Source organism: Pseudobutyrivibrio sp. ACV-2 (assembly GCF_900107545.1).
In the GTDB taxonomy this organism is placed as follows: Bacteria; Bacillota; Clostridia; order Lachnospirales; family Lachnospiraceae; genus Pseudobutyrivibrio.
The window spans coordinates 49,620-75,738 of record NZ_FNQZ01000014.1 but is presented as its reverse complement, the minus strand read 5'-3'; the positions used below and the strand labels follow the sequence as shown (position 1 = coordinate 75,738).

Here is a 26,119-nt window from a genome sequence, read left to right as displayed (position 1 = left end):
TACGGCTCCAAAACCCACTGAGGTTTTCCTTTAACGGTTCAGGTTTTCCAATACCATTATATGGATCACGTTGGGCATCTTTTATTAGTGAATTAATTCTTTTTAAAGTCTTTTTATCTTGGGTTTGCCAATAAAGATAATCATCCCAACCTCTGTCTTCCCATAGGATTCCCATTAATCTTCATCCTCCAGTAGTTCATGTTCTTCAAAGTGAGCTTTTCCTGTTTTGATATCATTTGCGATGCCTTCAAGATATCTTATATTTGATTCAGAATAAAATGGATCTGCAGAGACTTCAAATGGAATTCTGTGTTCCCTAGTCATTTTTTTGGCAAAAATTGTAAAGGCGGTTGTCATAGACATGCCAAGTTCATCACAAAGTGCTTCCATATTTTTTTTTAAGTCAGAGTCCATTCTAAAATTAACATTTACTGCGTTTGCCATTTTAAAAACCTCCATAGTTTTTCTATTTTCTTAATTTGATTATATCATGAAAGCATAAAAAAGCAAGATATATCATTACAATGTAATGATGCATCTTGCTTTTGTCGCAATTAAATATTTATGTGCAAAACTTAAATTATACGCATAGATAAATATTTAAGTCCGAGGCCTCCCCCCTTTAAGTCCCCATTTACTTTGCCGACACTCTCATAAATAAAAGGAGCTGGAATATATAATGTCTCCAACTCCTTTACTACTTTATATGTATTTAATTGTGGCAACTTCCATGACCGTGTCCATGGCAGCTATGTCCGTCACCATGTTCTTCATCATGATGTGAACAGTTTGCTTCACCTGAAGCTACAAGTGTACCGGCTAAGAATGCATTTACGACTTCATCAGTGTTCCCGCTTGCACCTGCGTATAACTGAATGCCTGCCTCCTGAAGAGCCATTACAGCGCCACCGCCGATACCACCACAGATAAGAACATCTACTTCAGCAAGATTAAGAACACCTGCAAGAGCGCCACAGCCCTCACCATTAGTACTTACAACCTCAGAGTTAACAACCTTGCCATCTTCGATATCGTATACTTTGAACTGCTCTGTTCTTCCAAAGTGTCCAAACACATTTCCATTATCATAAGTTACTGCTACTCTCATTGTATTTACTCCTTTTGATTTCAAGTTATTATCAAAAAAAGCTTGGTTTCTATCCATCTCTACATTACCACCGGATATACGAATTCGCTTTCCCTCTACAAGTGCAATTGCTATTTTTCTTCTGGCACTCTCATACATAGCTGTAACAGTTGTTCTTGCAACACCCATGCTATTTGCACAATCCTCTTGATTCATACCTTCAGCATCTAAAAGTTTCAAAGTCTCATACTCATCTAGAGTAAGGGTGATTGTCTCCAACTGAGGATTCTCCGAATTCTCTGGAACAAAGCTATAGTAATCTGGAAATACACGTATTTTTCTACATTTTGGTAATCTAGGCACAATAGAACCCTCCCACTTTTTTGACATATGTCAGCTATAATTTATCATTATTACTGACATATGTCAAATTTATTATGTGCTTTAATGTTATCGCAAGAAATCCTGCAAACTGCATGTCTAAACATTATAAATATTGATAATTCTTATTCTGTGATAATAATAAAATCCACGAAACAAAAAATGCTGCAATTTCAGCAACGGCAACTGCACACCATATGCCATTTATTCCCCAAATTAGTGGTAGGATTAAAACTGCTAGTAACTCAAACACCATACTTCTTAGTACGGAGATAATGGCTGAAATTGGCCCATTATTCAGTGCGGTAAAAATATGCTGATGCAAAAATATTTCCCCCTGCCAGAATAAAAGCAAATAGGAATAGTCTAAACGCATGTACAGTTAATTCTAAAAGATCTCTGTCATATCCGACAAACACTGTAGAAATTGGTCTAGCCAATAGTTGTGCCAAGAAAAACATTATGATTCCACATATGTATTCTATATTTAAACTTCGCTTAAGAAGGTTTTTTAATTCTGAAGTATTTTGAGCACCATAATGATAGCTGACAATTGGTGATGTACCCATAGAATAACCAAATAAGAGACCAATAAATATAAACTGCACATACATTATTACTCCGTATGTAGCAACTCCATCTTCTCCTGCATATTTCATGAGTTGAAGATTATAGACAATACTTACAATTGATGATGCTACACTGGTAAATAGCTCCGACATGCCGTTAAATGCTGCTTGTAATATTGCAGCAAATTTAATAGGTGTAAGTGAAAATCTAAGCAAACTGTCATTAGGCTTTATGAAATACGCAAGTGGTATAAGTCCTCCAATTGATGCACTTAAACCTGTCGCAATAGCAGCGCCAGCTACACCCCATCTAAAAACACCTATTAAGAGAGCATCTAATACCATATTTGTAATTCCTGCAGCAATTGTTACCTTAAGACCAAGCTTTGGCTTTTCCGCTGCGGTTGTAAAACTTTGGAATGAATATTGTAATTCAAAAGGTGCCATAAACAGTATTACAGTTCTTCCATATAAAATGGCATCTGCCCTCAAAACTTCGGATGCACCTAGCAAATTTACAATATTAGGCATAAATATATATGCCAATACCGAGATAGCTGCACCGATTACAGCAATCATTTCTATCATCATGGAGAACTTTCTCTAGATTATTCATATTTCTATGCAATGTGAGCTTTGCGGAATTTAATAAGTAAATAAAGCGTTTATCCCTCTAATTCTAGAGGGATTTTTTAACTATATAATCTGAACCATAAATCTGAGGTATAGGTAATCGTTGCATTTATTCGATAGATACAATATGTAGTATATGGTCTCGCGCCGTCTCCTTTTAGGTACCTTTAGCCGCGAGGTGCTATTTAAATATCTTTCCTATCTATGTATTAAATCTAAGTTTTCTACAGAAATAAAAATAGCGTAGGAAAAGCACTACCCACCCCCTACGCTAGAAATTTATTTGTCACCATAATGCCCACGGCAGTGGGAGATGTATATACGTCCATCTTCAATGTGGTAGACAAGGCGGTCTTTTTCATTGATTCTACGGCTAAATTCTCCCTGCAAATCGCCTTTCAAGGCTTCTGGCTCGCCAATGCCATGCATTGCGCCGTTTCTTTCAATATCTTTTACAAGTTGATTGATGCGTTTCAAGGTCTTTTTATCCTGTGTCTGCCAGTACAAGTAATCATCCCAAGCGTCATCAGACCAGATTTTCTCACTCATCGTCAACCTCGATTAGTTCGTGAGCAGTGCCTTTTCCAGCACGCAATTCATTGACAGACTTTAATACATAAGCTTGATTCTCAGGGCTGTAGAATGGATCATCCTGCTTTATTTCAAAAGGAATTCTGCGTTCCCTGAGAACGGCTTTTACAAACATATTTATAGCTGCGGATGAAGTTAATCCTACAGATGAACAAAATGCATCGAAATTATTCTTATCTACATCACTAACTCTAGCAGTAATAGTTGAAAGTGCCATAGCCTCGTACCTCCTATATCTTTATATGCTTATTATACAACGTTAGTGATACAAATACAATGAAGAGAAGACGATTGTAAGACGATAGCAATCTTTCCGATAAATATTAATTTATCTGAAACATTTATGCATTAGCGAATATACTTACAATATAAACAATAAACAATAATAAATGCCTTAACAAGTTCTGGCTCAATTAGTGTTGAACGATAGTCATATTTGTGCCCCCTGTATTTGCTAAATCTGCTGTTGTCGATTTGATACCTTCGAAGCTGTGACATGCTAAATCTGCTAACTTTGTTCCTTCGCCAGGCGTGTTATTATATCTTGTGAAGCTGTCAAAACCTGTTTTTCTGTTTTTGATGATTCTAGTATTGGAACCATCTCTCCATAATATTTGGCCTGATTTTCTAATGACAAGTTCTCTAAACCTTCCACCATTTCTGATGCCGTAGATTCTGATAGATCCTGTTGGACGAACATTCTTACTCCTAAGGCGGATGCGGCTTTCGATAAATTGTTCCTCAGTAAGTCCTTTTCCTGCATTCCCTTGCTCATAATCTTTTATTCCTTCCAATGCTGTTGAACGATAGTCACATTTGTGCCCCCTGTATTTGCCTTCTTTAGAAAAGCTCCTGGGCTCTCTTAAGCTGTTCTTTGTCTGCTGTTTCTGCTCCTATACCTGCAAAGCTGTGGCGAACATCATCTGCTATATTATTATCATTTGTAGCATTTAAAGCATCTGCTAATTTTGTTCCTTCTTGATATCTGCTATTATATCTTGTGAACTTTTCAAAGCCTGTTCTTCTGTTGGTAGCGTTTCTAGAACTGGTATAATCCTGTCGTAAAACTTCGCCCTTTGATCCAGATTGAAATTTTGTGTACCCTGAACCAGTCTTGTTACCATAGACTCTGACCATATCTTTTTTTGATAAATAAGGACTGCTGTAACCGAATATAATTGTAAGAGCTTCTCTGACAGTAAGTCCACTGAGGTTTTTGTCTTTTCCACTTTCATAATTTTCAATTCCTTTCATTACTTCAGTTGTTTCAGTAGGATTATTGTTGAACGATAGTCACATTTGTGACCCCTGTATTTGCAGAATCTACATCAAGTGACTTTCCACCACCTTTATTTTGAGATATTGCACTCTTTTGTTGTTTTGGGGTTGCATTATTTTGCTCAGGTGCTAAACTAGCACTAGAAGTAACATTATTGGATTGAACCAGGGCTGGCAATTGGAGCCTACCTCTCGTAATCCAGATGTCGCTTCTTTTTTTGTCTCCATCTATATAATCATTAATATGATTCTTTATATATTGCTCAATATCATCTTTTCCATATATACTCGCAATACGATTGACTCTAAATCGGTCTTGTGGTCTATCAAAATGAATAGCAATAATTACAGCCCTATCTGCTTTATCTTCTATGCCTGTCAAAAGGACAAAACTATTAGGGACACTTCCTTTAAATACCATCAAAGGGTCAGCAATTTCAGAAGGAATAGCAATTATATCCTCTAGAAGTACATGATGATCTTTATAATCTGTTGTAAGTTGAACAATAGTCACTTTTGTGACCCCTGTATTTGTATTACATCTTGTACCAGAGGTGTCTTTCGATACTAAATGTTGAATTTGCTCTGACACAAAATAATTTCTTCATATCCCAATTATAACAGGATATGGCAGTTCTTGCCGACTGTTTTTTCTTGATAATCTATTTCTCCAGACAGCAGATAAATACTTTCATATTGTTTTTCTGTTATTCTTAGTACTCGAACTATCCCCGTTTTTGGAGCAACTTCTTCTAGTCTACGGTAATGTTTTTCGCTTGCTCGCTTGGTAGGGGTGATTCTCATAAATACTTCTGGAGCAATCCTAAGATATCCGTCTCTTAAAAGAAACTTTCTTAGATTTGTATATTCAGTTTTTGTGCCCCATTTGTTGGTAGGGAATAAAATCACTATTATTTTCATATGCTAATCCCTTCCATACTTTCTATAGGCAATATTACAGGAAGAGCTCATTGCTCATCTGATTCATGCATGAGGATTCTTTTATAGCTTTCACTCATTAATTCAATAGCTGATAATATATTCACTTTAGATTCATCTATCATACAAGCATTATGAAGAACATGTGCTAGATTATGTCGCTCTGTTTTGCTTAGCTTTTCATTTGGACCAATGTTATCATGAGCCACTAAATCCACAATGGCTCTAAATGGCTCGATTAAATCATCAGCAAGATTAAATGCGTTTAGGTGGTTATTGTGATGTACACCAAATGCAGGGTGACAACCCACCGATACAATTGCCCTAGCAATAGCTGAACGAACTACAGTATATCCATAATTAAGTCTGCTATTTACTGGATTATCTCCTCTTCTATTCAGACCTTCATGATAATAGCTAAAAGAATTCGAGGATATTATTTGTTTTCTTTTAAGGCAATATATTTATATATTGTAGTCCTAGAGCAGCTTAGTAGATTTGCAAAATCTGTTACATTTATGCTACCAGCTTTATACATAGGATAATACTTTAAAAACTTCTCAGGCAGATTTGAGTCATCCAATTTAGGCCTACCTATTTTATGCCCATTAGCTCTAGCATTTTCCATTCCTGATTTCACTCGCTGCGAAATAATGTCTCGTTCCATTTCTGAAAAAACGCCCCACATCATGAGCATTCCTTTTGTCATTGGATCTATTTCATCAGCGGTACAGTCAACAACAAAGCTACCTATTACAAGTTTTAGCTTCTTGTCCTGAACTATCTGCAAGATATCACATAGATGTTTAGTGGAACGAGTTAGACGCGAAACCTCTGTAGTTACAATCGTATCACCTGGCACTACAGCATCGAGCAATTTCTGAAACTCAACTCTATCTGTTTTTGTTCCTGATACATATTCCCAGTAGATGTATTTTTCATCAGTTACACCTAAAGATTTCAGCTCAGGTTTCTGTCGGTCAATATCTTGACGTGATTCATTCGTTGAGCACCTAGCATATCCGTAAACACGATTTTTAACATCTTCTTTTATCATTGAGCACACTCCTGTTCAATAAATGGTATTTATATTTAGTGAACACTTTTTCTAATAATTTTGCGCTCCCCAGAATATCAATCAGATGAAAAAATCCGTTGATATTACTGGAAAACGCATCATTTTGATTAACATAGTGCAATTATAGCATATTTACATGATTTTCTGTTCACGAAACCAACTGGTTTATTGAACACCGTTATCCTTTAGTAAACGGTACCTATGGTTTATCGGTTTATCGTTTACAATAATTATGAAGCTACACCTCTTCTTTTCGAGTCTCTGTTCATCAATAATATCACCGCCTATAGCCATGTAGACTTCGTGCGACCTTCAATTTTAACAACCTTATCTATAAATAATATCTACATTCAGGGAACCACATACAGGACATTTACATTCTTTTTGATTCATACTTGATATAAAATCGTAATCCTGAACAAGACAATCTCTACAATGCAAATATTCTTTTGACATTGTTGCTTTTTGTTTAGCTTCCATTTGCTTTTTTACAATATTTCGCACCGGATTTTCACCCAAGATAAAATCTGGAAGCATAAATAACGATGTTTTTTCTTTTAAAAATCCATCCTCAACTACAGTTTCCAAATAATTGTAGCCTTCATACAGAAATAAAACATACCTACGCTCTCTTTCATCACTCCACGAACTATCTTTGACAGATAATATCCAATATTGCAATATTTCCTGTAGAAAAAGGTGTTTTTCATCGTCGTTGATATCAAAAGCATCTATAACTTCAAATAGATATTTAAGCTCTTCTTTTGCTTCATCGATATCATATAGAACGTCAAAAGCAATAACTTGGGATATGGCAGGTAAGTCTTTTTTGTCTGGCAAATCATCATCACAACCATCCCTTTTTACAAATGTTTGCATCATTAATGGACCTATCAAATCTACTATTCGATCGTTTTTATATCCATATATGCACTCTCCATAGCCATCTTTCATGTTATTAGCATTAATAGACTTGCTAAAAGATGAAACATAATATGTTCTACAAGGTGTAAAATCTATATTTTTTGCCCATTCATAATCTATCCAACTCTCATCTTCGAACAACTCTGGCACAACTTTTTGTTCGCGCTTATCATTAAGATTTTCTGTTTTTCCCATCCATATTTCTAGGTTGCCCACAGTGCTCTTAGCAACTTCTTTAGATATATATTTACAGATATAATCTTGATTATAGTTATTTCGTGACTTAAGAATAAAATTGCTTATTTGCGTCATTAAAATACCGCGTGTTGGTCGGATTGTTGGATTCTGATTATTCTTGCTCAAAATGTCAGCCTCTAACTTTAGAATTTTCAACAAGTCTTCTCTATTAAATTGCCAAATCTTTTCTTTCTTACTGCCCCGCATATAACTAATATCATTGAGCATCGCAGAATATGCATATGCGATAGAAGCAATTTCATCTTCAGCAGAACAGACACTGTTTATTTCTTCAACTACATCCAATAATTGTTCCGCAAATGATTTTGTTTTTTCAACCGTATATTTCTGATATGCAAAATGATAAAGTTTTAACGGAAGTGGCAAACCATTCTCATAAACCTCTATGCTATACCCTGGTTCTTTTCTTTCTCCCACAATAGGATTCGTCCATGCGTATATTTTTTGCAATCTTGTAGCCTCTGAAATCAAGTCGTAAAGATAAACTTTTATTGCATTAATTTGTAAGCCTGCCGCCCTTAAATAAATAAGATTAATTAGTTCAACTTCATATTCAGAAAAACGAAATCTCCCTGTTGATGAATATTGATTTAAATCATTGTCGCTTACAAGTGATAAAAGGACTTCTCTTGTTTTATATGATGGATTATCTTCAAATTTATCCAACATATCCCAAATACAATCCAGTTTATACTCTCTGGAGTTTGCTGGCCAGTCCTCCGGTCTATTTTCAGTAATAAATGCCACAATTTCTCCTTTTCTCAATAGTAGTTCTGATTCTTATACAAACAATTTCTCTATCTATAGCCGGCGATCTACTTCACATGATAATACTTACTAACAAATTTAGATAAATCCTGTGTTAAACTCTGATTCTCCTTAATTTTCATCAACAATTCGACTTCTTGTAATTTATTTCCTGAAAGTGAATTTTCAAAATCCACTGGTTCATCTTCTGGAAGGTTTTTCATTAATCTAAGTCTTTTATACAAGAACGAATTGTAGAAATCAAAAACATATTTCACTTCCTTAGCATCACACCACTCTAATATGCCTTCAATATTAGTAATAGATAATTCAATGTTAGTAATTGCTAAAGAAAGCAACCCTATTCGATTAGTACAACAGTACTGCTCACCTTCACTTTCAACAAAAGCAAGTAATTTTTCATCATACCACCCGCTTTTATTCATACTTGTGGTCGATTTGCTGTCTTTATACCATTCTTTTTCCCCAGTTATAGCCCAGAAAAGGTCTTTTAAATCTTCTGCAAAGTTTCGATAATATTCATTAACAATCCCTGCCATTTTTCTTTTCATTCTTTTAGCATATATAACCTCAGAAAATAAATAGTATATACCGGCAGCTAATATAGATATCGCGATATTTTCAACTATTGATCTTATTCCAAGATGCAAAGAAATAGTGCATTTTTCACATAAACATATAGCTGCAAAAGCTAAAATTGTAATTATGCTCACCCACCAGTTCTTAATACTTTGCGATTTTGTTTTTTCAATATATTTTTCTGTCATATTTCTCGTCCTTTATTGTTAGTATTAAATCTTGGTCCATCCTAGAACGAACACTTTATTAAGCTAATGGCTTAGCATATACATCCTCAACATAGGTATCCGGAGTAGCCTCTTCCAACACTCCAGACTTAGGATCATATATTTTCTTTCTTCTAAGTCTTTCGTATAAAACTGAGCCAATAGTATCCATTACTTCTTTCATCATATCTGGATCTGTAAATAACTTTTTAAAGAACAAATCATTTTGCTCATATCGATCTGCTGCTACATTAGGAAAATCCTTTTCAAACAGAATTTTAAATGTTGCACGGTCATTATTAACCGCACAATTTTGCCATTTCTCTTGTGAAGCATAATCATTTTCCATCTGAATAAGAACCTTATCCATCTCAGTAAAAGCTGTTCCGTATTTGTCATTTATTTTTTTTATGATTACAGTTAATGGATCTTTCTTTACTTCTCTATGTCCAGCTTCTCCAGTAATAGGGACATAACCTCCCGGAGTGCTCTCTAATTCGATAGCACCATCATATTCTTTAACAAGCTTGTAATACTCAAGAAGTACCTTGTCATCTATATCTATTTTCTCCATTCCATGTCCCTTTGGAAGCATGGCATACAAAAACTTTCCATAAACACTAAATTTATGAATGTCCTTATCAAACAATCTGCAAATCTGAGTAATATATGAATATACTCTGAGAAAACTTGCAAGCGTTGATTTAAATACATCTTGTTTATCTGAATTTATTGATAAATATCTATCTACTGCAGGCCTTAAACAGCCTTGAAGTTTTCCTATATCCCCAGCAGCCTGTTTGTCATTTGAATAAAAGATGTCTCCAAATACATCGATTTCACTTGTCTGATATACTCTGAAATCATCTAGTGTATTCTTCATATCATAGATAACATTAGGATCTGTTTCTTCCAATAATACCGTCTCTTCATAAAATGGCTCAAAGGATTTTTTTATATCATCTGCCGAATTAACAAAGTCGAGTACAAATGTATCTTCCTTACCAGGAGCTGTTCTATTAAGACGTGATAAAGTCTGAACAGCTTTTACTCCTGAAAGCTTTTTATCAACAAACATGGTATGTAAAAGAGGCTCATCAAATCCAGTCTGGTACTTTTCAGCAACAACCAGTATTCCATACTCATCCTGATGGAAAGTCTTAGGCAATGCCTTCTCTTTGATTGTCTCTCCATCTTTAGTCTTATTCATAGACTCTTCTGTAAATGTTGCACCGTCGTCTGTAATCTCACCAGAGAATGCTACTAAGACTTCAAGGTCATTGTATCCTTTTTCAGCAATTTGCCTTCTAAACTCTTGTACATAACGAACTGCATGAAGACGTGAAGGTGTAACAACCATGGCTTTAGCTCTGCCACCCATCTTATGTCTGGTAATGCTCATAAAATGCTCAAGCATAATCGCAGTCTTCTGAGAAATATTATGTGGATGCAATGTCTCGTAATTAAGAATTGCTTTTGCTCCTGCTGTTGTATCAAGCTCAGGATCATCATCAATTGTCTTGATAATCCTATAGTACATCTTGTATGTCATGTAATTCTTAAGAACATCTAAGATGAAATGCTCTTCTATAGCCTGGCGCATAGAGTATATATGGAATGGATGGAATACGCCTTCCGCATCCTTAGTACCAAACATCTGAAGAGTCTTGCCTTTAGGTGTGGCTGTAAACGCAAAGAAGGAAAGGTTTTTCTGTATACCCTGTGCTGCAAGCTCATCCAAAAGATGATCTTCATCATCCTTACGATTCTTCTCTTCTTCCTCTTCCATTTCAGCATATTCTTTCAGAATATCCTCAGTATCAGCCAATGCTCTCTTAAGTTTTTTGGCTGCATCTCCAGTCTGCGAAGAATGAGCCTCATCAACTATTATGGCAAAGTTCTTATTGCCCGCATTAACCTCTTTATAGATAACGGGGAATTTCTGCAAAGTGGTAATGATTATTCCTGCTCCGTCGTCGATTGCATTCTTGAGTTGTTCAGAGTTCTTATCTATTTTCTGAACAACACCTTCGACATGGTCAAACTGGTACACTGTATCCTGTAACTGACTGTCCAAAACACGTCTATCTGTAACTATAATGACTGATTGGAATATCTTTTCATCAAGGTCATTATGTAACCCTGACAAACGGTGTGCGAGCCATGCAATAGAATTTGATTTTCCAGAACCTGCACTATGTTGAATTAAATAATTGTGACCTGCTCCATTCTTTTTAACATCATCTAAAAGCTTCGTTACAACATCAAGCTGATGATAACGTGGGAATATCATTCTTTCAGATTCAAGATTTCCCTTTTCGTCAAACTTCTGCTCTAAATGAATATATTTTTGAAGTATCTCAAGAAGCCTATCTTTACAGAGAACATTTTCCCATAGATAGGCCGTATCATATCCATTTTCATTGTTAGGATTACCTGCTCCACCTACATTACCTGCGCCATTGCTACCTTGGTTAAATGGCAAGAAATATGTAGCAGGACCTTGTAATCTAGTTGTCATGTATACGTTAGTAAGATCTACAGCAAAATGAACCAATACTCGTTCTTTAAATGCAAATATTGCATCTTTACTTGCCCTATCAAACTTATATTGATTGATTGCGTTACTTGTATTTTGTCCTGTAAACTGGCATTTTAATTCCATTGAAACAATAGGAATACCATTTACAAACAACACAATATCAATACTGTTTTCATTCTTGACTGAGTAATGAAGCTGTCTAGTACAGTGAAAAATATTTGCTTCATACTGAATGCGACTAGTTTCGTTTAGAGATGTTTCTGGTTTCCAAAAAACAGCTCTAAACTTTATTCCACGATCAGTAAAACCATGACGTAGTACATTCAAAAGACTTGTCTGCTTAACTTCACGGCTGAATCTATCAATTATCTGCTGCTCAGAAGAGTCTCCATATATTGCTTCAAAACGTTGCCATTGTTTAGGCTGACTGTTCTTTATGAACTCAACCAAAACAGCCTCATCCAGCCCTGAATAACGGTTGAATGAAGATGGATTGCCTTTTCTATATCCCCCGCTATTGATAAGATAACTTTCTATATCTTCTTCAAAACGTCTTTCTTTTACATCAAAGTCTGACATTTACTTATCCCCTCCAATAATTCTATCTAGCCTTTGTATTTCCTCATCTAGTTTATTACGTAAATCTTCTCTATTTCTTGCAATTATTGCTCTTAATTCCATTTGGTCATTCGTTCGAGCATTTTTATCAATATCAAAAAATGTAATTCTGTTGGAAATATATCCCTTATATAAATCTTCAATTTCCAAATATGTCAATAAATCTTTTTTTTCAACTGCCCCATTTTCAGCCAAACTAAGAATATACTCATACTCTGAAAAAGGACTATCCTGAAAACTAACTACTATAGGGCAATCCTTATGTGCCTTATCGAAGTCAATTTTTGGAATAACATATTGTTCTAATAGTTGTTGATCATCAATGATATTTAAATTTCGAACACACTTTTTATACGAAGATTGCAACAAAATATTGGTTGTTTGTTTGGCATTATCATCCTTATCTATTTGTCGTTTATCAATAACTCTATAGGATATAATGTAAAGAATAACAACTAGTAGCATGTTCAATAAGGTATTTAACAAGTCATAACTAACATTAACCATTCTTATGCCTATAAGAGATGGTATGTTTATATAATCAATGACTAAATAAATAACAAATGGAATAATCGCATATTTTAATAAATCAATCATTATATACTTTTTTAGGTTCATTATGTTATTAGTCTCCTACTCAAAATGATTAATCTTTTTATATGTTTTAAGCGAATATAAAATCAGTTTGTAGAACGATTCTTCCAATTGATACTGCATCGCAATTTGTTCTCCTCGTTCTACCTGCCTCATTATTAATATTGGTGAACAATGAAAATAATCCATCGTATACCCTGGAATGAAATCAACTGACTTTTCTATCGTGTGATTCTCATTTCTTATCAGCTCTCTGATAAAATCTATTTTTTCAGGAGACAACTGATCTGTGAACGACCATAAATCTTCAATCCTTTCTTTCATCTCCCTTTCTTCATATCTCTTATCTTCAACAAACTCCTTATATGTGGCTACCCAAACCTTTATATATTTTATCAGCCATTGAATAAATGTTGCGCCTAAAAAAATAATACCTGCCCACAATAGTCCATATCCCAGACTACCCAGTCGTTTAAGCAACCAATTATTATCACTGCTAAAGGCGTAAATTAGCGTACCACAAACTAATCCCAATACCGTTGGCACCACTCTTTTCTCTAATAAAACTTTTATTACTTCAGAAAATGTAGCCAATTACACTATACCTCCCTTTTACCAGTTACCACTTCATATATTAAAGATTTTTTGTACTCTGATATTTTTTCTGTTATTGCTTCGGCTTTTCTTATTCGCAAGTCGATTTCTGGTATAATTAAATCCAAATATTCCACGATTTCATCTTGATCTTTTCTATCTCTTGGAATACATATATTAATCGCCTTAGTCTCCTCTATTGATAATTCAGGCCTTGTGCTCTTCATACAAGCAATATCCCAAAATTGCTCATATCCAACTTCTGAACTTAAATAATAGAATACAAAACGTGCATTATATTTATCATCTATTGTAATCTTGCCCACGTGCGAAGTTGTATTTGCTCGTGGTAAATCCTTTGGTACAATTCCTGTTTTACCGATAGTTGCACCTGTTTTACAGAACAGAACATCATTAGGATGTAATTCACTATTCTTTATTCGTTCATTATCTTCTTCTGAAATATAAATTACATTATCAAGATTTAATTCTGTTCCCCAACCTAAATTTTGTACTCTTATATATGGAACACCTTCATCTTTATAATCCTCAGTTTTAATTAATCCATGATCGCCGTCACCAATAGGATATGAATTTGTGTAATCTAATAATCTTGTAATTTTAACCTTGTCCCATGTTATCGGAATATAACCTATCCTAAGGTCTCCACAATCTTTCATCTCAACATCAGGATTTAAGCCCTTTGTAACAGCTTCGGTTATAACAGATAGCTTATATTCTTTGAGCTTTTCAATAATAGCTTCTTGCTTTGATAAAATTACATCAATCTTCGAACATTTTGAATCTAGATACTCTACAATTCTTTTTTGCTCATCAATAGGCGGTACAGGAATTTGTGCTTTCTCCAATGTCCTCATTCCTACATTAATTTGCGTATTATATCCACCAAGTAAACTGACATATTTTATCAAATCTTCGCAGTTTAAAACATAGTAAAGATAAGTATTATCACACTTATTTGCGTCTACCTTTATAATAGCCAAAGGAGACCAAACCATAAATTTTCGATTATCAACAATAGCCGTTTTTCCTATCGTTGCTGCTTTAGAAAAAAGAATATCTCCTTCCTCAAGTGGAGCTTTTTTATAATACTCTTCATATAACTCATTGGATATACACTTCTTTGCGCTATCCAAATTCACTGTTTTTGAATCATTCAAACTGTCTACAGATATAAAGGGTATTCCATCTTCTGTGAGTTCGGGAGTCTCATGTGGACCATCGCATATTTTTGTTTTGAGCATATTTAATAAAGATGTTTTAATCCAATTTTCTGGAATCTTACCTATCCATTCTACTCCACTATCCCTCATTTCTCTCATTAAGCAAATACCTCCTCAAGACTTCCAGCCAGCTCTTTTTCAAGCTCTCTTATTTCTGCCATAATCTCATCAGATGGTCTTGGTGCTTCATATTTGTAGAAATATCTTGTAAATGGAATCTCATATCCTACTTTAGATTTCTTTTCATCGATCCATGCATCTGGTGCAAATGGAAGTACTTCACGCTCAAAGTAAGCCTTAATATCTTCCTTCAAAGGTACATTTTCTGTATCACGTAATGATGTATCGGGCTGTGGCTTTCCCTTCTTTAATACAGGCTTACCTTTCTCATCACACAATGGTCTTTCCACTGTTATCTTTGTATAACCAAAATCTGCATTATCATAAATCCTACTATTCTCTGACTCTTTGAAATCACCATAAATCTGAGTAATTTTAGCAATATCCTCCTCAGAGATATCGTTACGCTTATTGCCAAGGGCTTTCCTTCTCTTAACATATAATTCGTTAGCATTAATAAGCTGCACCTTTCCTTCACGGATAGTTCCAGCTTTCTTGTTTGAAAGAACCCAGATATATGTTGCAATACCTGTGTTGTAGAATATGTCATTTGGAAGAGCAATAATAGCTTCAAGCAAATCGTTTTCTAAGATATATTTACGAATATCTGATGGACCAGAGCCTGCATCACCAGTAAATAATGGTGAACCATTATGAATGATAGCTATACGACTGCCACCTTGGTTAATATCCTTCATTTTTGACATAGCTGTCATTAAGAAAAGCATCTGCCCGTCACTTGAAGCAGGAAGTCCAGCTCCAAAACGACCACCAAAACCAAGTTTTGCTTCTTCTTCGACCTTTGCCTTTTCATTTTTCCATTCACGTCCAAAAGGTGGATTAGAAAGGATATAGTCAAATGTCTGTCCTTTGAACTGGTCATCAGAAAGAGTATTACCATCTTTGATGAAATCTGAGTTATTACCTTTGATAAGCATATCTGCTTTACAAATTGCAAAAGTCTGGTCATTAATTTCCTGACCAAATGGGATTAGTTCTGTAGAAGCATTTAATGCATGAAGATACTCTTCAGCTACTGATAACATACCACCTGTTCCACATGCAGGGTCATAGATAGTTTTTGCTACATTGTTTCCAGACAGAACATCATTATCATCATAGAAAAGTATATTGACCATAAGCTGAATTACTTCTCTAGGTGTGTAATGCTGTCCTGCATCTTCGTTATGAGCTTCTGAGAAACGACGGATAATCTCTTCGAATATATAACCCATTTCAAGATTTGAAATCTCATCTGGATGTAAGTTACCTTTTTCTGTTGTGAACTCTTTTAATACGATGTAAAGAATTCCTTTGTTAGCCATAGTTGTAATATGACCATCAAACTTAAACTTTTCTAGAATATCCTGAACATTATCAGAGAAACCATTCAAATAATCTCTAAAGTTTTCTTCAATATGATCTGGATCATCCATGAGACGTTCAAATGTATACTTACTTGTGTTATAAAACTCATATCCAGATGCTTTACGTAAAAGTACATCCTTCATTGGTAAATCTTTTACTTCATCATACTTAGAAAGAACTGCATCTTTCGTATCTGAAAGTATGCAGTCAAATCTTCTCATTACGGTGATAGGTAAAATAACCTCACCATATTCGTGTGGTTTATAAACACCTGTTAATTTATCTGCTATAGCCCAAATAAGGTCTGCTTTTTGATCTATCTTTGCACTTCTTGTTGCCATATTAATTATCCTCCCGTAAACGTATCAAAACTATATAAAATTGTATCACATACGCTGATTTATAAAAAGAAAGTGGTGATTAACTATATGCTATAAATCAATGTTATAATCAGTAATATACTCAACCAGAAATTATAGGGAGACAAACTATATGATAATTAATGATTCAGAAAATAATTTTCCACTGGAATTAATAAACATTGCACAAAATATTTTACCTCTTATCCCAGTACAAAATATAAAAAAACAGTATCCTGATATTAATAGTGCTGAATATAAGGCAGAAGTTATATTGAAAAATTATATTTGCTCTGTAGATTGTTTTGAATCTTTTTCTAAGCATAGTTCGCACCCAGATGACTTGTTTTACAAATTCTATAAAGAAACCTGCAAGCATAAAATCGTCTGCCATCATTACACCAGAGTTCTTGATCCTAATGACATTGAAGCTAATGGTCTTAGGCCTAATAATTGGAAGAATATTTATTCCCAAATGTTAAAAACACTTACAATGGTTGGACTTGATGAACAGAGCATAAAAGCTGCGACAAATAATTTACATAACTTCTACACAGATAAATATCCTGATTCAGCCAACGATATTAATTACACAACTGCAATAAACAGCGATGATATTAAAAAATTCACTACAAATATTGGTGGAGAGCTAGGAGCCTGCTTAGAAAGTGACACTGATTTATGGCATTTACTTATATCAAATGGTACACCTATCAGGGTTGATTTTGTAGCAAATATCACCGATGATTCAAAATTTCACAAGTTGGTACACTATCTTCTAATACGTATCCTAACACAGTTAATCTGGGGGACTTCGGAAGATGACTATGACTATGCTGGCATAATAAAAAAGCCTATAGATAAAAATATTACGGTTATATCTCTAAATAAAAATATAGCACCTTAGATTATCCCAAATTTCTAATGTGCCCAAAATTATCATTCAGAAATATCAACTGTAAGCGCCTAATAAAAGGGGTCCTCTTTAATATCTCCTGCATCATCGCAATCCTCGCTTGGGTGCAAGAAGTTTTAGTAGAAATGCCTTTTTATTAGGCGCTTACGGTATAAAAAAACACCTATAATTTTTAATCTATAAAAAGCGAACCCACACACTTAATTGTAATCAAACGTCAGATTGGTGATGTTTTTGTCACTAAAACTTAAATCTTTGTTAACCTTTGGTGGCACTCTAAAATCAATCTAACTGTACGAATATAAAATAGATATTTACTCTTCTGTTTTTAAAACAGGAATATATACCTTCTTCAATGGAATCATATCCTGATATCTATCATCCAACTGATCATAATATTTTAATACCAATTCCACTAATTCAGTTCCATTAATACCACGGATAATAGGGGTATTATCAAGATAATTTAATGCATTCTTTGTATAGTTTGATAATGTTACAAACAGACCATAATCGCCCTCTCTCATTGCACCTTTAAGAGACTGCAATACAGATTCTTTAATATCTCCATCAACACTCTTTACCTGAACTAATATTCTTGGTGGCAATTCGTCTTTGTATGCAATAATATCTATTCCACTATCTCCTCCATTAGCTGACACCTTTGTTCTATAACCCATAGCTTGCAAAAGATTTGCAACAAAATCCTCTAAATCATAACCTTTTAATTGTCTGCTAAGTTCCTTAAGAATAAAGTCTTTAGTATTCTCAATAATGTCTTCAGCTGTAACACCTATGGTATCATCTTCCTCATATGCGTTATATGTCTTTCCCTGAAGAACTGCCATAAATTCGTCCGCATTATTCTTAACAGTAAACAATGTTAAGAACGAGCCTATTTCATACAAAGCAGCCTGTGAAAAAGATGTACGTGGGACCACCTTTAACCATTTTACTTTTCTTCGATTACGATAAATTGGAGCATCGGCTTCATAGTTATAGTCACTGACAATCTCACCAATATAAATTTGTCGATCTATCTTTGCTGGGAATATAACATAATCACCGATTTCAATTTCATGAACAAATCTATATATCATTCCTGCAGAATTAGCTATAGACATTGGCTTAGCATCTTTATAAACTTGTGAATATCTCTCCTTAAAAGCCTCTCTTGAAGGCTGAATGGTACTCGCATTTCCATAATCATCCCATCCAATACCTATGAGATTTTCATTAATAAATAGACTATCATTTTTTGTGTGGATTCCCCATATCTTTTTATCATCGATTGACATATGCCCCTCCGTAATCATCATGTTTTCATTAAATTATACCAGTAAATACTATAAGTAAAAGTAAAGGAATGGAAATCATAAATACCAGAGTCGTCAGGCAACTACCCCTGGGTTTATTACCGCTACCATTATTTTTTTCTTCTTCTAAAATAATGTCTGTCAAAAGTAAATCATCTGCGCCAATATGTCCATCATTATTCCAATCGACCATATAATACCCCATTCCATGTGTTTACTTGTTATCTTTAACATTGTACTTGGTGTTTATTGACTTTAATAATTCCAATTCTACTTTTTTATATTCATTAGTCTTATAAAAATACAAGCTAATAAAGCTATTTTGTTTTGCATATTGCAAAACAACTTTATTCATTTTGCAATTCGTTGTTTGGCCACCTTCAAAACAATTACGTGCTGAGATTGTTCCATATCCAGTATTGAATCTTCTCTTCAAATTATCTGTTTCACCAATATAGATTATTTCATCATCTAGTATCCATAAATAAACGCCTGGCCATTCTCCTGCGTCAATTTTAAATTTACAAAAACTTCCAGAACCGTATGCATGAAGCTGCAGATTAGATTTATTATCATATCCTGACTGAGGCGAATATTCTATTACTCTTCCGGACTCATTGCACTGAGGTTCAATCATTTGTAAAAAAGAAAAATCATAGCCACAGACATTAAGCGCAGGCTTATCTACGTTTGCAGTTGCTCGCTCTATAGTATTGTTTGTCCCTAGTTGTTTTATTTTATTATTAACAAGTTTCGTAGATGTTCTTGGTTCTATATTTACTTTGGTTTCACGAACAATATCTATACTATCTACAATACGTTTGTCCGAAAGTAGCGCAAAAAGGTATGAACTTCCCATAACTCCATTATTGTTCAGTTTCGACGGTGCATCCACCGGTAGCAAATCAAATGCTTTTATAAAATTTCCTTTTGTTAGAAAGAAACTAGCACAATCAACTACAAAACCCTTCTGATCAGGACAAACCTTATATGTAAAACTTCCACCTCTAACCTTATAAAATAGTTCGCCCTCGTGTTTTAAAAGATTATTCCATGCTTCTTCAGCATTTATCATGAAAAATCACTCCTTAGCCTTATTAATTAAAAATTCCACCTCTGCAGCATCATTAATTATATGCATTTTCTTGTGGCAATTAGGACATAATGCTACAACATTATCAATTGCATCTTCGCCACCTTTAGACAGCCATAATATATGATGCGATTCTAAGTAGGGAGTCCCATCTTTGCCTTTAAATGGCGCGGGCTTATTACATAATAGGCAAATTCCATTAGCTTTTCTTTTTGCATATTCGGCAATATATATATTTCGATATCTTTCTGTTCTAGCCTCTATTTTTATTTCCTTACAATTAGCACACTGTTCTGCTACTATTTTCAAATCTTCTAAATCTAATTCTCTAGCATGCTTACAAATTTCTTCTGGTGTATGATCATCTGATAAAGGTTTTGTACGTTTAGCTCTCGTTAAATCCCGGTTACCCATATAGTTTTCATCTTCATATATGTTTATATGTTTTGCCACAAGATAATCATTGACATATGCTATTGTTTTTTGTAAATCTGCTTCTACTGCCTTAGCCTCTTTAAATAGAATTCTATTACGCCGGAACACGCCGTTATCATCCGTATATTGAGTATAGATTTCATATCTATTAGGAGTCTTTTTATGTACAATCTTATAGCGTATTTTTGTGACTTCGTCAGTTATATTGCAGATTTTTTCAGCTTCAATATGTTTTTCCATATCAATCCTTTCTTGCTATATACTGGCACCAAATTTCTTTTCTGCATATGATAATAGCCCCGCTGCAGTTTTTATATCATTAATTAGAATATCTTCCATACCACCTTCTTTAAATGGAAATAATGTTTCTTTTTGAATGGTAAACTCTCCACCCTTTACCCAATTTAAAGTAAACTGTGCTGGAAGACTAGCTATTATTTTTTGTTCCATGTCATTCAACTTTGAAACAGGACATTCATAGATCAAAATATCACTAGTGTCACCTACTTTAAAAGTATCAATTCCTTGAATATCAAAAGCCCTATCGGCAGACCAGTGCTCCATGATTCGCCTTCTAAAATCATTAGTCGTTTGCCCTACATAACAAACCTTGTATTTCTTCAATATTAAGATATAAATGCCCTTTTTTCCTTTAACTTCATCCAAGTTACTTATTTTTTGAATTTTTTTATATTTTATTTGTAGTTTATCAATTGCGTTATCAAATTCTGCGGCATCATTAGAAAGAAGTCGATTGATAAATGCTGTTTGGTAAGCATAAGTAAATATAAAATGATAAAAATTATACGGGTCAATTCTATATATCAACGGATTTCCATACATATATACATCCATTACCTTATTTAAGTATCTGTTCATTAATTCATCAAGGTCAAAATAACATCCACCTTTTGCTCTTCCATGAACATTAAAAAAATCATATTTCTCACTGCCTTTAATTGTATTTTGGCTAAGACCAGCAAAACGAAAATATCCCCTATCTTCAGATCCTTTAACTCTTTCACAAATCTCTTTAAATGTTCCGTAGAAATTTTCGGAAAGTAAATCATCATAATAGTACCTTTTTAAAGGGAGTTTATAATCTTTATAGTTTTCCTTATATGTCATAAAGTAATAATCTAGATATCTACTCATACTCATCACCTTGCTAAATCCATAAATAAGACACTTTAATTTTACCAAATTCTTACAAGATTCCCTACACCCCACCAATTTAATCATACGTCAAATTCGTGAAAGTTTTGTCACTGGAACCACTTTCTTTTTATCAGGTTTCCATACAAAAAAATACAATGCTTCAAGTAGTCCTCAAAGCATTGTGAATTCTTACGTTATCCATATTTTAATTTTGATTTTTCCGGATACCTCGTTCACACTTTGGCGCAGAAAGTTCAAAGAAATTTCCACCACCCGGATAAATGGGCAATTTATCTTTGTAAATCACTTAAATTAACAAGGGAGCCTATTAGACTAGGCTCCCTGAATAGTTATTACTATCTACCATAACGTATGCCACACAGATACATTTCTCTCATTCAAGCTATTAGGAGTTTTTGAAAAGACTTCATTCACAGCTTCAATATAACAATTAAATGATGGGTGCCAGTTATCCTGCCTACTAAGATACATGTTTTTCCTTTTTAGATATGTATCTCTTACATTTTTCCAGCGATTGATTTCTTTTTAAATTTGAGCGCCTAAAACAATAATATATTCAGCTCCACTTTCACCTTTTGAAAAGAACTGAGTAAGGATACATCCTTGGCAAATGACAAAAATGGTAAGGCATAATGCTACCATGAATCTAAAAAGAATATTTTATAGCTTTAGTTCTTTTCATAAGTCGCCCCTCAGTAAGTTATAATTCAGCCACAATCTCTGATATAGCAACTAGTGTAGCTTCACCGCTGATAGTAATTCGATTATTATCCTCTAATCTACAATGTACGTATCCACCACGCTTTGAAGCCTGGTAAGCTTTTATTTCTTTCTTGTTAAGCACGTCAGACCAATATGATGCTATCTGACAGTGCGCTGAACCACATACTGGGTCTTCTGCAACAAGAAGTTTTGGAAAGAAAGTTCTTGAGACACAATCTACATCTTTTCCTCTTGCTGTAGCATCCTGTCCTCTGCCTGGAAGCTGTGAGAGCTTCATCTGATCAGGATTCATATTTCTTATCTGCTCTTCTGATTCAAATATACAGAGAAGGTCTGGACCAAGAAGAGCCTTTATAGGACGAACGCCGTAAGCTTCTTCCATTTCATCTGTAACAGGAATTTCAGGCTGTTCATATGTAGGGAAATTCATTTCCAAGAGATTTCCATTTCTCCTTACTGTAAGTTTTCCGCTGAGAGTGTTGAATTCAACTAGGTCTAAATCCTTTTCTATGTAATTTAGTATTACAAATGAAGATGCAAGGGTTGCATGTCCACATAGTTCTACCTCTGAACCTGGTGTAAACCAACGTAAGTGATAGCCCTGTTCCTCTTTTACAATAAACGCTGTTTCAGACAGATTATTTTCCATTGCCAGCTTCATCATTGATTCTTCTGATGGCCAGCAATCCATAACACATACTGCAGCTGGATTACCTGCAAATGGTGTGTTGGTAAATGCATCTACTATATATTGCTTCATAATATGGTTCCCCCTTCTATTCATTCAAGTTAGTCTTCTGCTCCGATATTAAGTATTACTCATTACCATACATTCATCAGATGCCTTGAAACCAAGTTTTTCATACAATGGTCTACCTTCGTCTGTGGCATCTAGACTTATTTCTGTGGCAGGCTTTTCTTTAGCATCACCTTCACGCCAATTACTGGATTTTAAGATAATCCGCTTCTGCTACAGACTCACACCACTCATTACTTGTCTCCTCACCTTCTATCTCAATAGCAAGATGTGAGAACCATGAGTCAGCAGCTGCTCCATGCCAATGTTTTACATTAGCTGGAATATTGACTACATCTCCAGGGTGAAGTTCTCTGGCTTCCTTTCCCTCTTCCTGGTAAAATCCTCTGCCTCCGATACAGATAAGCATCTGTCCTCCACCACTCTTTGAATGATGTATATGCCAATGATTTCTACATCCAGGCTCAAAAGTTACATTGTAAATCGGAATCTGTTCTGTAGAAACCGGTGCAAGATAGCTCTGTCCATCAAAGTACTGAGCATAAGCATCATTTGGATTTCCAATAGGAAAAAATATAGTATTCTGATAACGATCTTTATCGGTAATCTCAGCAACAGGCTCATTATATACTTCTTTTGCCAGGTTAAATACAGCCCACGCCTTTGGCCATCCCGCGTAGAAAGCCACATGTGTGATAATAGCAGCCATCTCCTTTTGTGATACACCATGATTTTTTGCATTCATAATGTGATATTTCAGACTGCTGTCAGTGATTCCCTGAGACATTAATGCCACAACTGTAATAATACTGCGTGTCTTAACATCAATATCCCGATTATTCCAGTTCTCTCCAAATAAAACATCGTCATTAAAATGCGCAAAGTCTGGAGCGAATTCTCCAAGCTGTTCTCTTCCTGCTGTCTGTACAATCTTTTCACTCATGTTTCTCACTCCTTCTAATCAAGTTCTAATCCTGATATCCAATTTTTTATCTCATCTTCTGTGGCACTTCCACTAAATCTGTTTCCAGATAGCCAGTTTCCTGTTCCGGCTTTTTCTACCAGGTTTGCGCTACTACTCTCGATACCACTACTTCCTGAAGTACAGAATGGTATGATAGTTTTTCCTTCAAAATTATAGCTTTCAACAAAGGTATCCATAATTCGTGGTTCCTGACCCCACCATATTGGATAGCCAATGAAAATGGTAGAATAATCATTCTCAATATCCACCTGTATATCTTCATATTCAGGTCTTACATCTGGGTCATTTTGCTCTACTGTAGCACGACTGCTATCGTCACTATATTTTAAGTCCTCATCAGTATATGGTTCTTTAGGCACAATCTCATATAAATCTGCTCCTGTAACTGAAGCAATCTTTTCAGCTATACCCTTAGTTGTTCCTGTAGCAGAAAAATATATTACAAGCATTTTTTCATCAGCGCTTTCATCTACTGTATCCTTTATATCACTTGTTTCTACTTCATCGGTGACAGTAGAGGTCTCTGCGTCACTTATCTCTGTAGTAGACACAGTTTCATTATTCGATGATCCCTCACCACATCCAACAAGTCCTAATACAGTAAATACTGAGATAAGTAACATTGAAATTATTTTCTTCATTTGGCACCTCTCTTATTTTCTTATACGTAAATTGACTGTAATGCTCATCATAATGTAGCAAATACCACCATATCCGATGATAACAGCTTCTGCTTTATAATTACTGATTCATCTTTGCACAGTTACCAACTTTTTCACCTGTTACAAAATATTCATACGTAGGGAACTCAAAGAGCACAGGCTTAAATACGTGATAATCAATCTTACCTGCCTCGTTTAAGACAGTTTCATCTGCGTAAGTAGCAAGAATCTTTCCGATGAAATTATCAAAATTCTCAAGCTCGTAGTTATAATCCATCTCACACTCAATGGATACCTTTGCATCATCAATAAGTGGAGCACCGTTTTCTCCAACGGTATATTTAAATGCATCCGACTTATCTTCCTTATTTCCTGAGATGACACCCATTCTGTCAGCTTCCTTAAGCCAAGATTCGTCTACCACATTTACTGAAAACATTTTGTTTTCACGGATACCCTTATTTGTGTAGTGTGCTTGAACCATGGAAACCATAAGGTGACTATGTGCCACTGTTCCAGCATGTGCTACAAGTGTCCAATTAGGTTTGCCATCAACCATTGCTCCTACTACAATTACAGGTGATGGATATAATGCAAGTGTTGCTCCAATATTTTTCTTCATTTTAAATTCCTTCTTTCTTAAATCATAAAATCAGCGTCAAAAACTGATACGTCATTTCATAAATTGTCGTATCCATATGAGAGAGCTTTACCTCATCCATTGCAGATATCTGTTTATCTGTAGGATATGAGTATGGATAGATTCCATACATATATGGGAAGAATGCATATCGTATCTGTTCGCTCTTTTGATCAGACACCTTAAGGTGTTTTTTTAAGCATTCATCAAAAAGTTCTATCGAATTCTTGAAAGTTCTCTTGTAGTCAACAAGAAGTTCTTCCCTACTATTTTCCTCTATCTCATACAGATTCATGGCAGAAATTTTCAGAAGTGTCTTACGTTCTTCCATAGATTTTGCTATTGCTTGCGCCAAGGAATCTTTATCCATATCAGCGTTTCTTCCGATAATGTTTTTAAGAGCTTCATTCCACTTCATATATTCACGGGTCAAAAGTCCTAAAAAGATTTCTTCCTTAGTCTGGAAATAATTGTATATGGAAGGTCTGGAAAAGCTGGTCTCTGTGCTAATAACCTTTATGTTAATGCTCTGAAAGCCCATTGTTTCATAAAGCTTCTCACAGGCATCCATTATTTCCTCTCTTCTTTTATCAATTGTCTCTTTATTTTCTACTGCCATGTTTTTTCTCCTTAAACTGTGTATCAATACTTTTATATTATCGTCTGGTTGACACGCAGTCAAT

At 34.7% G+C, this 26,119-nt stretch carries 30 protein-coding genes; 1 reads left to right on the top strand and 29 read right to left on the bottom strand.

What is annotated here, in order from left to right; all coding sequences use genetic code 11:
• The 19 genes from BLV53_RS13320 to BLV53_RS13225 form a co-directional block, all read right to left on the bottom strand.
• On the bottom strand, positions 1 to 175 hold a 175-nt coding region (locus BLV53_RS13320), incomplete at its 3' end, for a Txe/YoeB family addiction module toxin (protein WP_090301689.1).
• The gene (locus tag BLV53_RS13315) at positions 175 to 444 is read right to left on the bottom strand and encodes a type II toxin-antitoxin system RelB/DinJ family antitoxin (RefSeq protein WP_090301688.1); all 270 of its coding nucleotides are present in this window, start codon (positions 442 to 444) and stop codon (positions 175 to 177) included. The genes BLV53_RS13315 and BLV53_RS13320, both read right to left, overlap by 1 nt.
• 268 nt (positions 445 to 712) lie before the next feature.
• Positions 713 to 1,450 (bottom strand): NifB/NifX family molybdenum-iron cluster-binding protein, encoded by a 738-nt coding sequence (locus tag BLV53_RS13310; RefSeq protein WP_090301686.1) that lies wholly within the window; start codon positions 1,448 to 1,450, stop codon positions 713 to 715.
• Between the two features lie 311 nt (positions 1,451 to 1,761).
• Positions 1,762 to 2,628, bottom strand: a complete 867-nt coding sequence (locus BLV53_RS13300; protein ID WP_090301682.1) for an MATE family efflux transporter — start codon at positions 2,626 to 2,628, stop codon at positions 1,762 to 1,764.
• A gap of 321 nt (positions 2,629 to 2,949) precedes the next feature.
• Positions 2,950 to 3,219 carry a Txe/YoeB family addiction module toxin gene (locus BLV53_RS13295; RefSeq protein ID WP_090301680.1) on the bottom strand — a complete coding sequence of 90 codons (270 nt, stop codon included), beginning with the start codon at positions 3,217 to 3,219 and terminating at the stop codon, positions 2,950 to 2,952.
• Entirely contained in the window at positions 3,212 to 3,478 is a 267-nt protein-coding gene (locus tag BLV53_RS13290; RefSeq protein WP_090301678.1) for a type II toxin-antitoxin system RelB/DinJ family antitoxin, read from the bottom strand. The genes BLV53_RS13295 and BLV53_RS13290 overlap by 8 nt, the downstream gene beginning before the upstream one ends.
• A gap of 196 nt (positions 3,479 to 3,674) precedes the next feature.
• Positions 3,675 to 4,055, bottom strand: coding sequence for a hypothetical protein (locus tag BLV53_RS13285; RefSeq protein ID WP_090301676.1), 381 nt, complete (start codon positions 4,053 to 4,055; stop codon positions 3,675 to 3,677).
• 46 nt (positions 4,056 to 4,101) lie between these two features.
• On the bottom strand, positions 4,102 to 4,515 hold the full coding sequence (locus tag BLV53_RS13280; RefSeq protein WP_090301674.1) for a hypothetical protein: 414 nt from the start codon (positions 4,513 to 4,515) through the stop codon (positions 4,102 to 4,104).
• 22 nt (positions 4,516 to 4,537) lie between these two features.
• Positions 4,538 to 5,131, bottom strand: a complete 594-nt coding sequence (locus tag BLV53_RS13275) for a MuF-C-terminal domain-containing protein (RefSeq protein ID WP_139298969.1) — start codon at positions 5,129 to 5,131, stop codon at positions 4,538 to 4,540.
• A 23-nt stretch (positions 5,132 to 5,154) separates the two neighbouring features.
• Positions 5,155 to 5,460 carry a CRISPR-associated endonuclease Cas2 gene (gene cas2 / locus BLV53_RS13270; RefSeq protein WP_090301669.1) on the bottom strand — a complete coding sequence of 102 codons (306 nt, stop codon included), beginning with the start codon at positions 5,458 to 5,460 and terminating at the stop codon, positions 5,155 to 5,157.
• A 47-nt stretch (positions 5,461 to 5,507) separates the two neighbouring features.
• On the bottom strand, positions 5,508 to 5,879 hold the full coding sequence (locus tag BLV53_RS13265) for a CRISPR-associated endonuclease Cas1 (protein WP_242879110.1): 372 nt from the start codon (positions 5,877 to 5,879) through the stop codon (positions 5,508 to 5,510).
• A gap of 35 nt (positions 5,880 to 5,914) precedes the next feature.
• Positions 5,915 to 6,535 (bottom strand): recombinase family protein, encoded by a 621-nt coding sequence (locus BLV53_RS13260; protein ID WP_090301666.1) that lies wholly within the window; start codon positions 6,533 to 6,535, stop codon positions 5,915 to 5,917.
• A 348-nt stretch (positions 6,536 to 6,883) separates the two neighbouring features.
• On the bottom strand, positions 6,884 to 8,485 hold the full coding sequence (locus tag BLV53_RS13255) for a hypothetical protein (RefSeq protein ID WP_090301664.1): 1,602 nt from the start codon (positions 8,483 to 8,485) through the stop codon (positions 6,884 to 6,886).
• Between the two features lie 68 nt (positions 8,486 to 8,553).
• Entirely contained in the window at positions 8,554 to 9,273 is a 720-nt protein-coding gene (locus BLV53_RS13250; protein WP_090301662.1) for a hypothetical protein, read from the bottom strand.
• Positions 9,274 to 9,331: 58 nt separating this feature from the next.
• On the bottom strand, positions 9,332 to 12,412 hold the full coding sequence (locus tag BLV53_RS13245; protein WP_090301660.1) for a type I restriction endonuclease subunit R: 3,081 nt from the start codon (positions 12,410 to 12,412) through the stop codon (positions 9,332 to 9,334).
• Positions 12,413 to 13,069: a hypothetical protein gene (locus BLV53_RS13240; RefSeq protein ID WP_090301659.1), complete on the bottom strand. Its 657-nt coding sequence runs from the start codon at positions 13,067 to 13,069 to the stop codon at positions 12,413 to 12,415.
• Positions 13,070 to 13,084: 15 nt separating this feature from the next.
• Positions 13,085 to 13,639, bottom strand: coding sequence for a hypothetical protein (locus BLV53_RS13235; RefSeq protein ID WP_090301656.1), 555 nt, complete (start codon positions 13,637 to 13,639; stop codon positions 13,085 to 13,087).
• A 5-nt stretch (positions 13,640 to 13,644) separates the two neighbouring features.
• Positions 13,645 to 14,982, bottom strand: a complete 1,338-nt coding sequence (locus BLV53_RS13230) for a restriction endonuclease subunit S (RefSeq protein WP_090301654.1) — start codon at positions 14,980 to 14,982, stop codon at positions 13,645 to 13,647.
• Entirely contained in the window at positions 14,982 to 16,712 is a 1,731-nt protein-coding gene (locus tag BLV53_RS13225) for a type I restriction-modification system subunit M (protein WP_090301651.1), read from the bottom strand. The genes BLV53_RS13230 and BLV53_RS13225 overlap by 1 nt, the downstream gene beginning before the upstream one ends.
• Positions 16,713 to 16,863: 151 nt before the next feature.
• Here BLV53_RS13225 and BLV53_RS13220 point away from each other — a divergent pair, with 151 nt between their 5' ends.
• A complete protein-coding gene (locus BLV53_RS13220; protein ID WP_090301649.1) occupies positions 16,864 to 17,637 on the top strand; it encodes a hypothetical protein in 774 nt (257 codons plus the stop codon).
• A gap of 323 nt (positions 17,638 to 17,960) precedes the next feature.
• Here the strand turns inward: BLV53_RS13220 and BLV53_RS13215 are convergent, their stop codons facing one another.
• The 10 genes from BLV53_RS13215 to BLV53_RS13165 all read right to left on the bottom strand — a co-directional run bounded on the left by BLV53_RS13215 (position 17,961) and on the right by BLV53_RS13165 (position 26,055).
• Positions 17,961 to 18,944 carry a restriction endonuclease gene (locus BLV53_RS13215; RefSeq protein ID WP_090301647.1) on the bottom strand — a complete coding sequence of 328 codons (984 nt, stop codon included), beginning with the start codon at positions 18,942 to 18,944 and terminating at the stop codon, positions 17,961 to 17,963.
• 28 nt (positions 18,945 to 18,972) lie between these two features.
• Positions 18,973 to 19,155, bottom strand: coding sequence for a hypothetical protein (locus BLV53_RS13210; protein ID WP_090301645.1), 183 nt, complete (start codon positions 19,153 to 19,155; stop codon positions 18,973 to 18,975).
• A 21-nt stretch (positions 19,156 to 19,176) separates the two neighbouring features.
• Positions 19,177 to 20,037 carry a GIY-YIG nuclease family protein gene (locus tag BLV53_RS13205; RefSeq protein WP_090301644.1) on the bottom strand — a complete coding sequence of 287 codons (861 nt, stop codon included), beginning with the start codon at positions 20,035 to 20,037 and terminating at the stop codon, positions 19,177 to 19,179.
• A gap of 6 nt (positions 20,038 to 20,043) precedes the next feature.
• Positions 20,044 to 20,730 carry an HNH endonuclease gene (locus tag BLV53_RS13200; RefSeq protein ID WP_090301643.1) on the bottom strand — a complete coding sequence of 229 codons (687 nt, stop codon included), beginning with the start codon at positions 20,728 to 20,730 and terminating at the stop codon, positions 20,044 to 20,046.
• Positions 20,731 to 20,745: 15 nt separating this feature from the next.
• Positions 20,746 to 21,645 carry a GIY-YIG nuclease family protein gene (locus tag BLV53_RS13195; protein WP_090301641.1) on the bottom strand — a complete coding sequence of 300 codons (900 nt, stop codon included), beginning with the start codon at positions 21,643 to 21,645 and terminating at the stop codon, positions 20,746 to 20,748.
• 724 nt (positions 21,646 to 22,369) lie between these two features.
• On the bottom strand, positions 22,370 to 23,152 hold the full coding sequence (locus tag BLV53_RS13190) for a PhzF family phenazine biosynthesis protein (RefSeq protein ID WP_090301639.1): 783 nt from the start codon (positions 23,150 to 23,152) through the stop codon (positions 22,370 to 22,372).
• 181 nt (positions 23,153 to 23,333) lie between these two features.
• The gene (locus tag BLV53_RS13180) at positions 23,334 to 24,092 is read right to left on the bottom strand and encodes a carboxymuconolactone decarboxylase family protein (protein ID WP_090301637.1); all 759 of its coding nucleotides are present in this window, start codon (positions 24,090 to 24,092) and stop codon (positions 23,334 to 23,336) included.
• Positions 24,093 to 24,106: 14 nt separating this feature from the next.
• Positions 24,107 to 24,775: a flavodoxin gene (locus tag BLV53_RS13175; protein WP_090301635.1), complete on the bottom strand. Its 669-nt coding sequence runs from the start codon at positions 24,773 to 24,775 to the stop codon at positions 24,107 to 24,109.
• Positions 24,776 to 24,875: 100 nt separating this feature from the next.
• On the bottom strand, positions 24,876 to 25,418 hold the full coding sequence (locus tag BLV53_RS13170) for a flavin reductase family protein (RefSeq protein ID WP_090301633.1): 543 nt from the start codon (positions 25,416 to 25,418) through the stop codon (positions 24,876 to 24,878).
• A 22-nt stretch (positions 25,419 to 25,440) separates the two neighbouring features.
• Positions 25,441 to 26,055, bottom strand: a complete 615-nt coding sequence (locus tag BLV53_RS13165; RefSeq protein ID WP_090301631.1) for a TetR/AcrR family transcriptional regulator — start codon at positions 26,053 to 26,055, stop codon at positions 25,441 to 25,443.
• Positions 26,056 to 26,119: the final 64 nt, after the last annotated feature.

Coding starts and splice junctions, on each gene's coding strand:
- BLV53_RS13315 (WP_090301688.1), bottom strand. CDS start 444: ATGGCAAACGCAGTAAATGTTAATTTTAGAATGGACTCTGACTTAAAA.
- BLV53_RS13300 (WP_090301682.1), bottom strand. CDS start 2,628: ATGATGATAGAAATGATTGCTGTAATCGGTGCAGCTATCTCGGTATTG.
- BLV53_RS13295 (WP_090301680.1), bottom strand. CDS start 3,219: ATGAGTGAGAAAATCTGGTCTGATGACGCTTGGGATGATTACTTGTAC.
- BLV53_RS13290 (WP_090301678.1), bottom strand. CDS start 3,478: ATGGCACTTTCAACTATTACTGCTAGAGTTAGTGATGTAGATAAGAAT.
- BLV53_RS13280 (WP_090301674.1), bottom strand. CDS start 4,515: ATGAAAGGAATTGAAAATTATGAAAGTGGAAAAGACAAAAACCTCAGT.
- cas2 (WP_090301669.1), bottom strand. CDS start 5,460: ATGAAAATAATAGTGATTTTATTCCCTACCAACAAATGGGGCACAAAA.
- BLV53_RS13260 (WP_090301666.1), bottom strand. CDS start 6,535: ATGATAAAAGAAGATGTTAAAAATCGTGTTTACGGATATGCTAGGTGC.
- BLV53_RS13250 (WP_090301662.1), bottom strand. CDS start 9,273: ATGACAGAAAAATATATTGAAAAAACAAAATCGCAAAGTATTAAGAAC.
- BLV53_RS13245 (WP_090301660.1), bottom strand. CDS start 12,412: ATGTCAGACTTTGATGTAAAAGAAAGACGTTTTGAAGAAGATATAGAA.
- BLV53_RS13240 (WP_090301659.1), bottom strand. CDS start 13,069: ATGAACCTAAAAAAGTATATAATGATTGATTTATTAAAATATGCGATT.
- BLV53_RS13230 (WP_090301654.1), bottom strand. CDS start 14,982: ATGAGAGAAATGAGGGATAGTGGAGTAGAATGGATAGGTAAGATTCCA.
- BLV53_RS13225 (WP_090301651.1), bottom strand. CDS start 16,712: ATGGCAACAAGAAGTGCAAAGATAGATCAAAAAGCAGACCTTATTTGG.
- BLV53_RS13220 (WP_090301649.1), top strand. CDS start 16,864: ATGATAATTAATGATTCAGAAAATAATTTTCCACTGGAATTAATAAAC.
- BLV53_RS13215 (WP_090301647.1), bottom strand. CDS start 18,944: ATGTCAATCGATGATAAAAAGATATGGGGAATCCACACAAAAAATGAT.
- BLV53_RS13210 (WP_090301645.1), bottom strand. CDS start 19,155: ATGGTCGATTGGAATAATGATGGACATATTGGCGCAGATGATTTACTT.
- BLV53_RS13205 (WP_090301644.1), bottom strand. CDS start 20,037: ATGATAAATGCTGAAGAAGCATGGAATAATCTTTTAAAACACGAGGGC.
- BLV53_RS13200 (WP_090301643.1), bottom strand. CDS start 20,730: ATGGAAAAACATATTGAAGCTGAAAAAATCTGCAATATAACTGACGAA.
- BLV53_RS13195 (WP_090301641.1), bottom strand. CDS start 21,645: ATGAGTAGATATCTAGATTATTACTTTATGACATATAAGGAAAACTAT.
- BLV53_RS13190 (WP_090301639.1), bottom strand. CDS start 23,152: ATGAAGCAATATATAGTAGATGCATTTACCAACACACCATTTGCAGGT.
- BLV53_RS13180 (WP_090301637.1), bottom strand. CDS start 24,092: ATGAGTGAAAAGATTGTACAGACAGCAGGAAGAGAACAGCTTGGAGAA.
- BLV53_RS13175 (WP_090301635.1), bottom strand. CDS start 24,775: ATGAAGAAAATAATTTCAATGTTACTTATCTCAGTATTTACTGTATTA.
- BLV53_RS13170 (WP_090301633.1), bottom strand. CDS start 25,418: ATGAAGAAAAATATTGGAGCAACACTTGCATTATATCCATCACCTGTA.
- BLV53_RS13165 (WP_090301631.1), bottom strand. CDS start 26,055: ATGGCAGTAGAAAATAAAGAGACAATTGATAAAAGAAGAGAGGAAATA.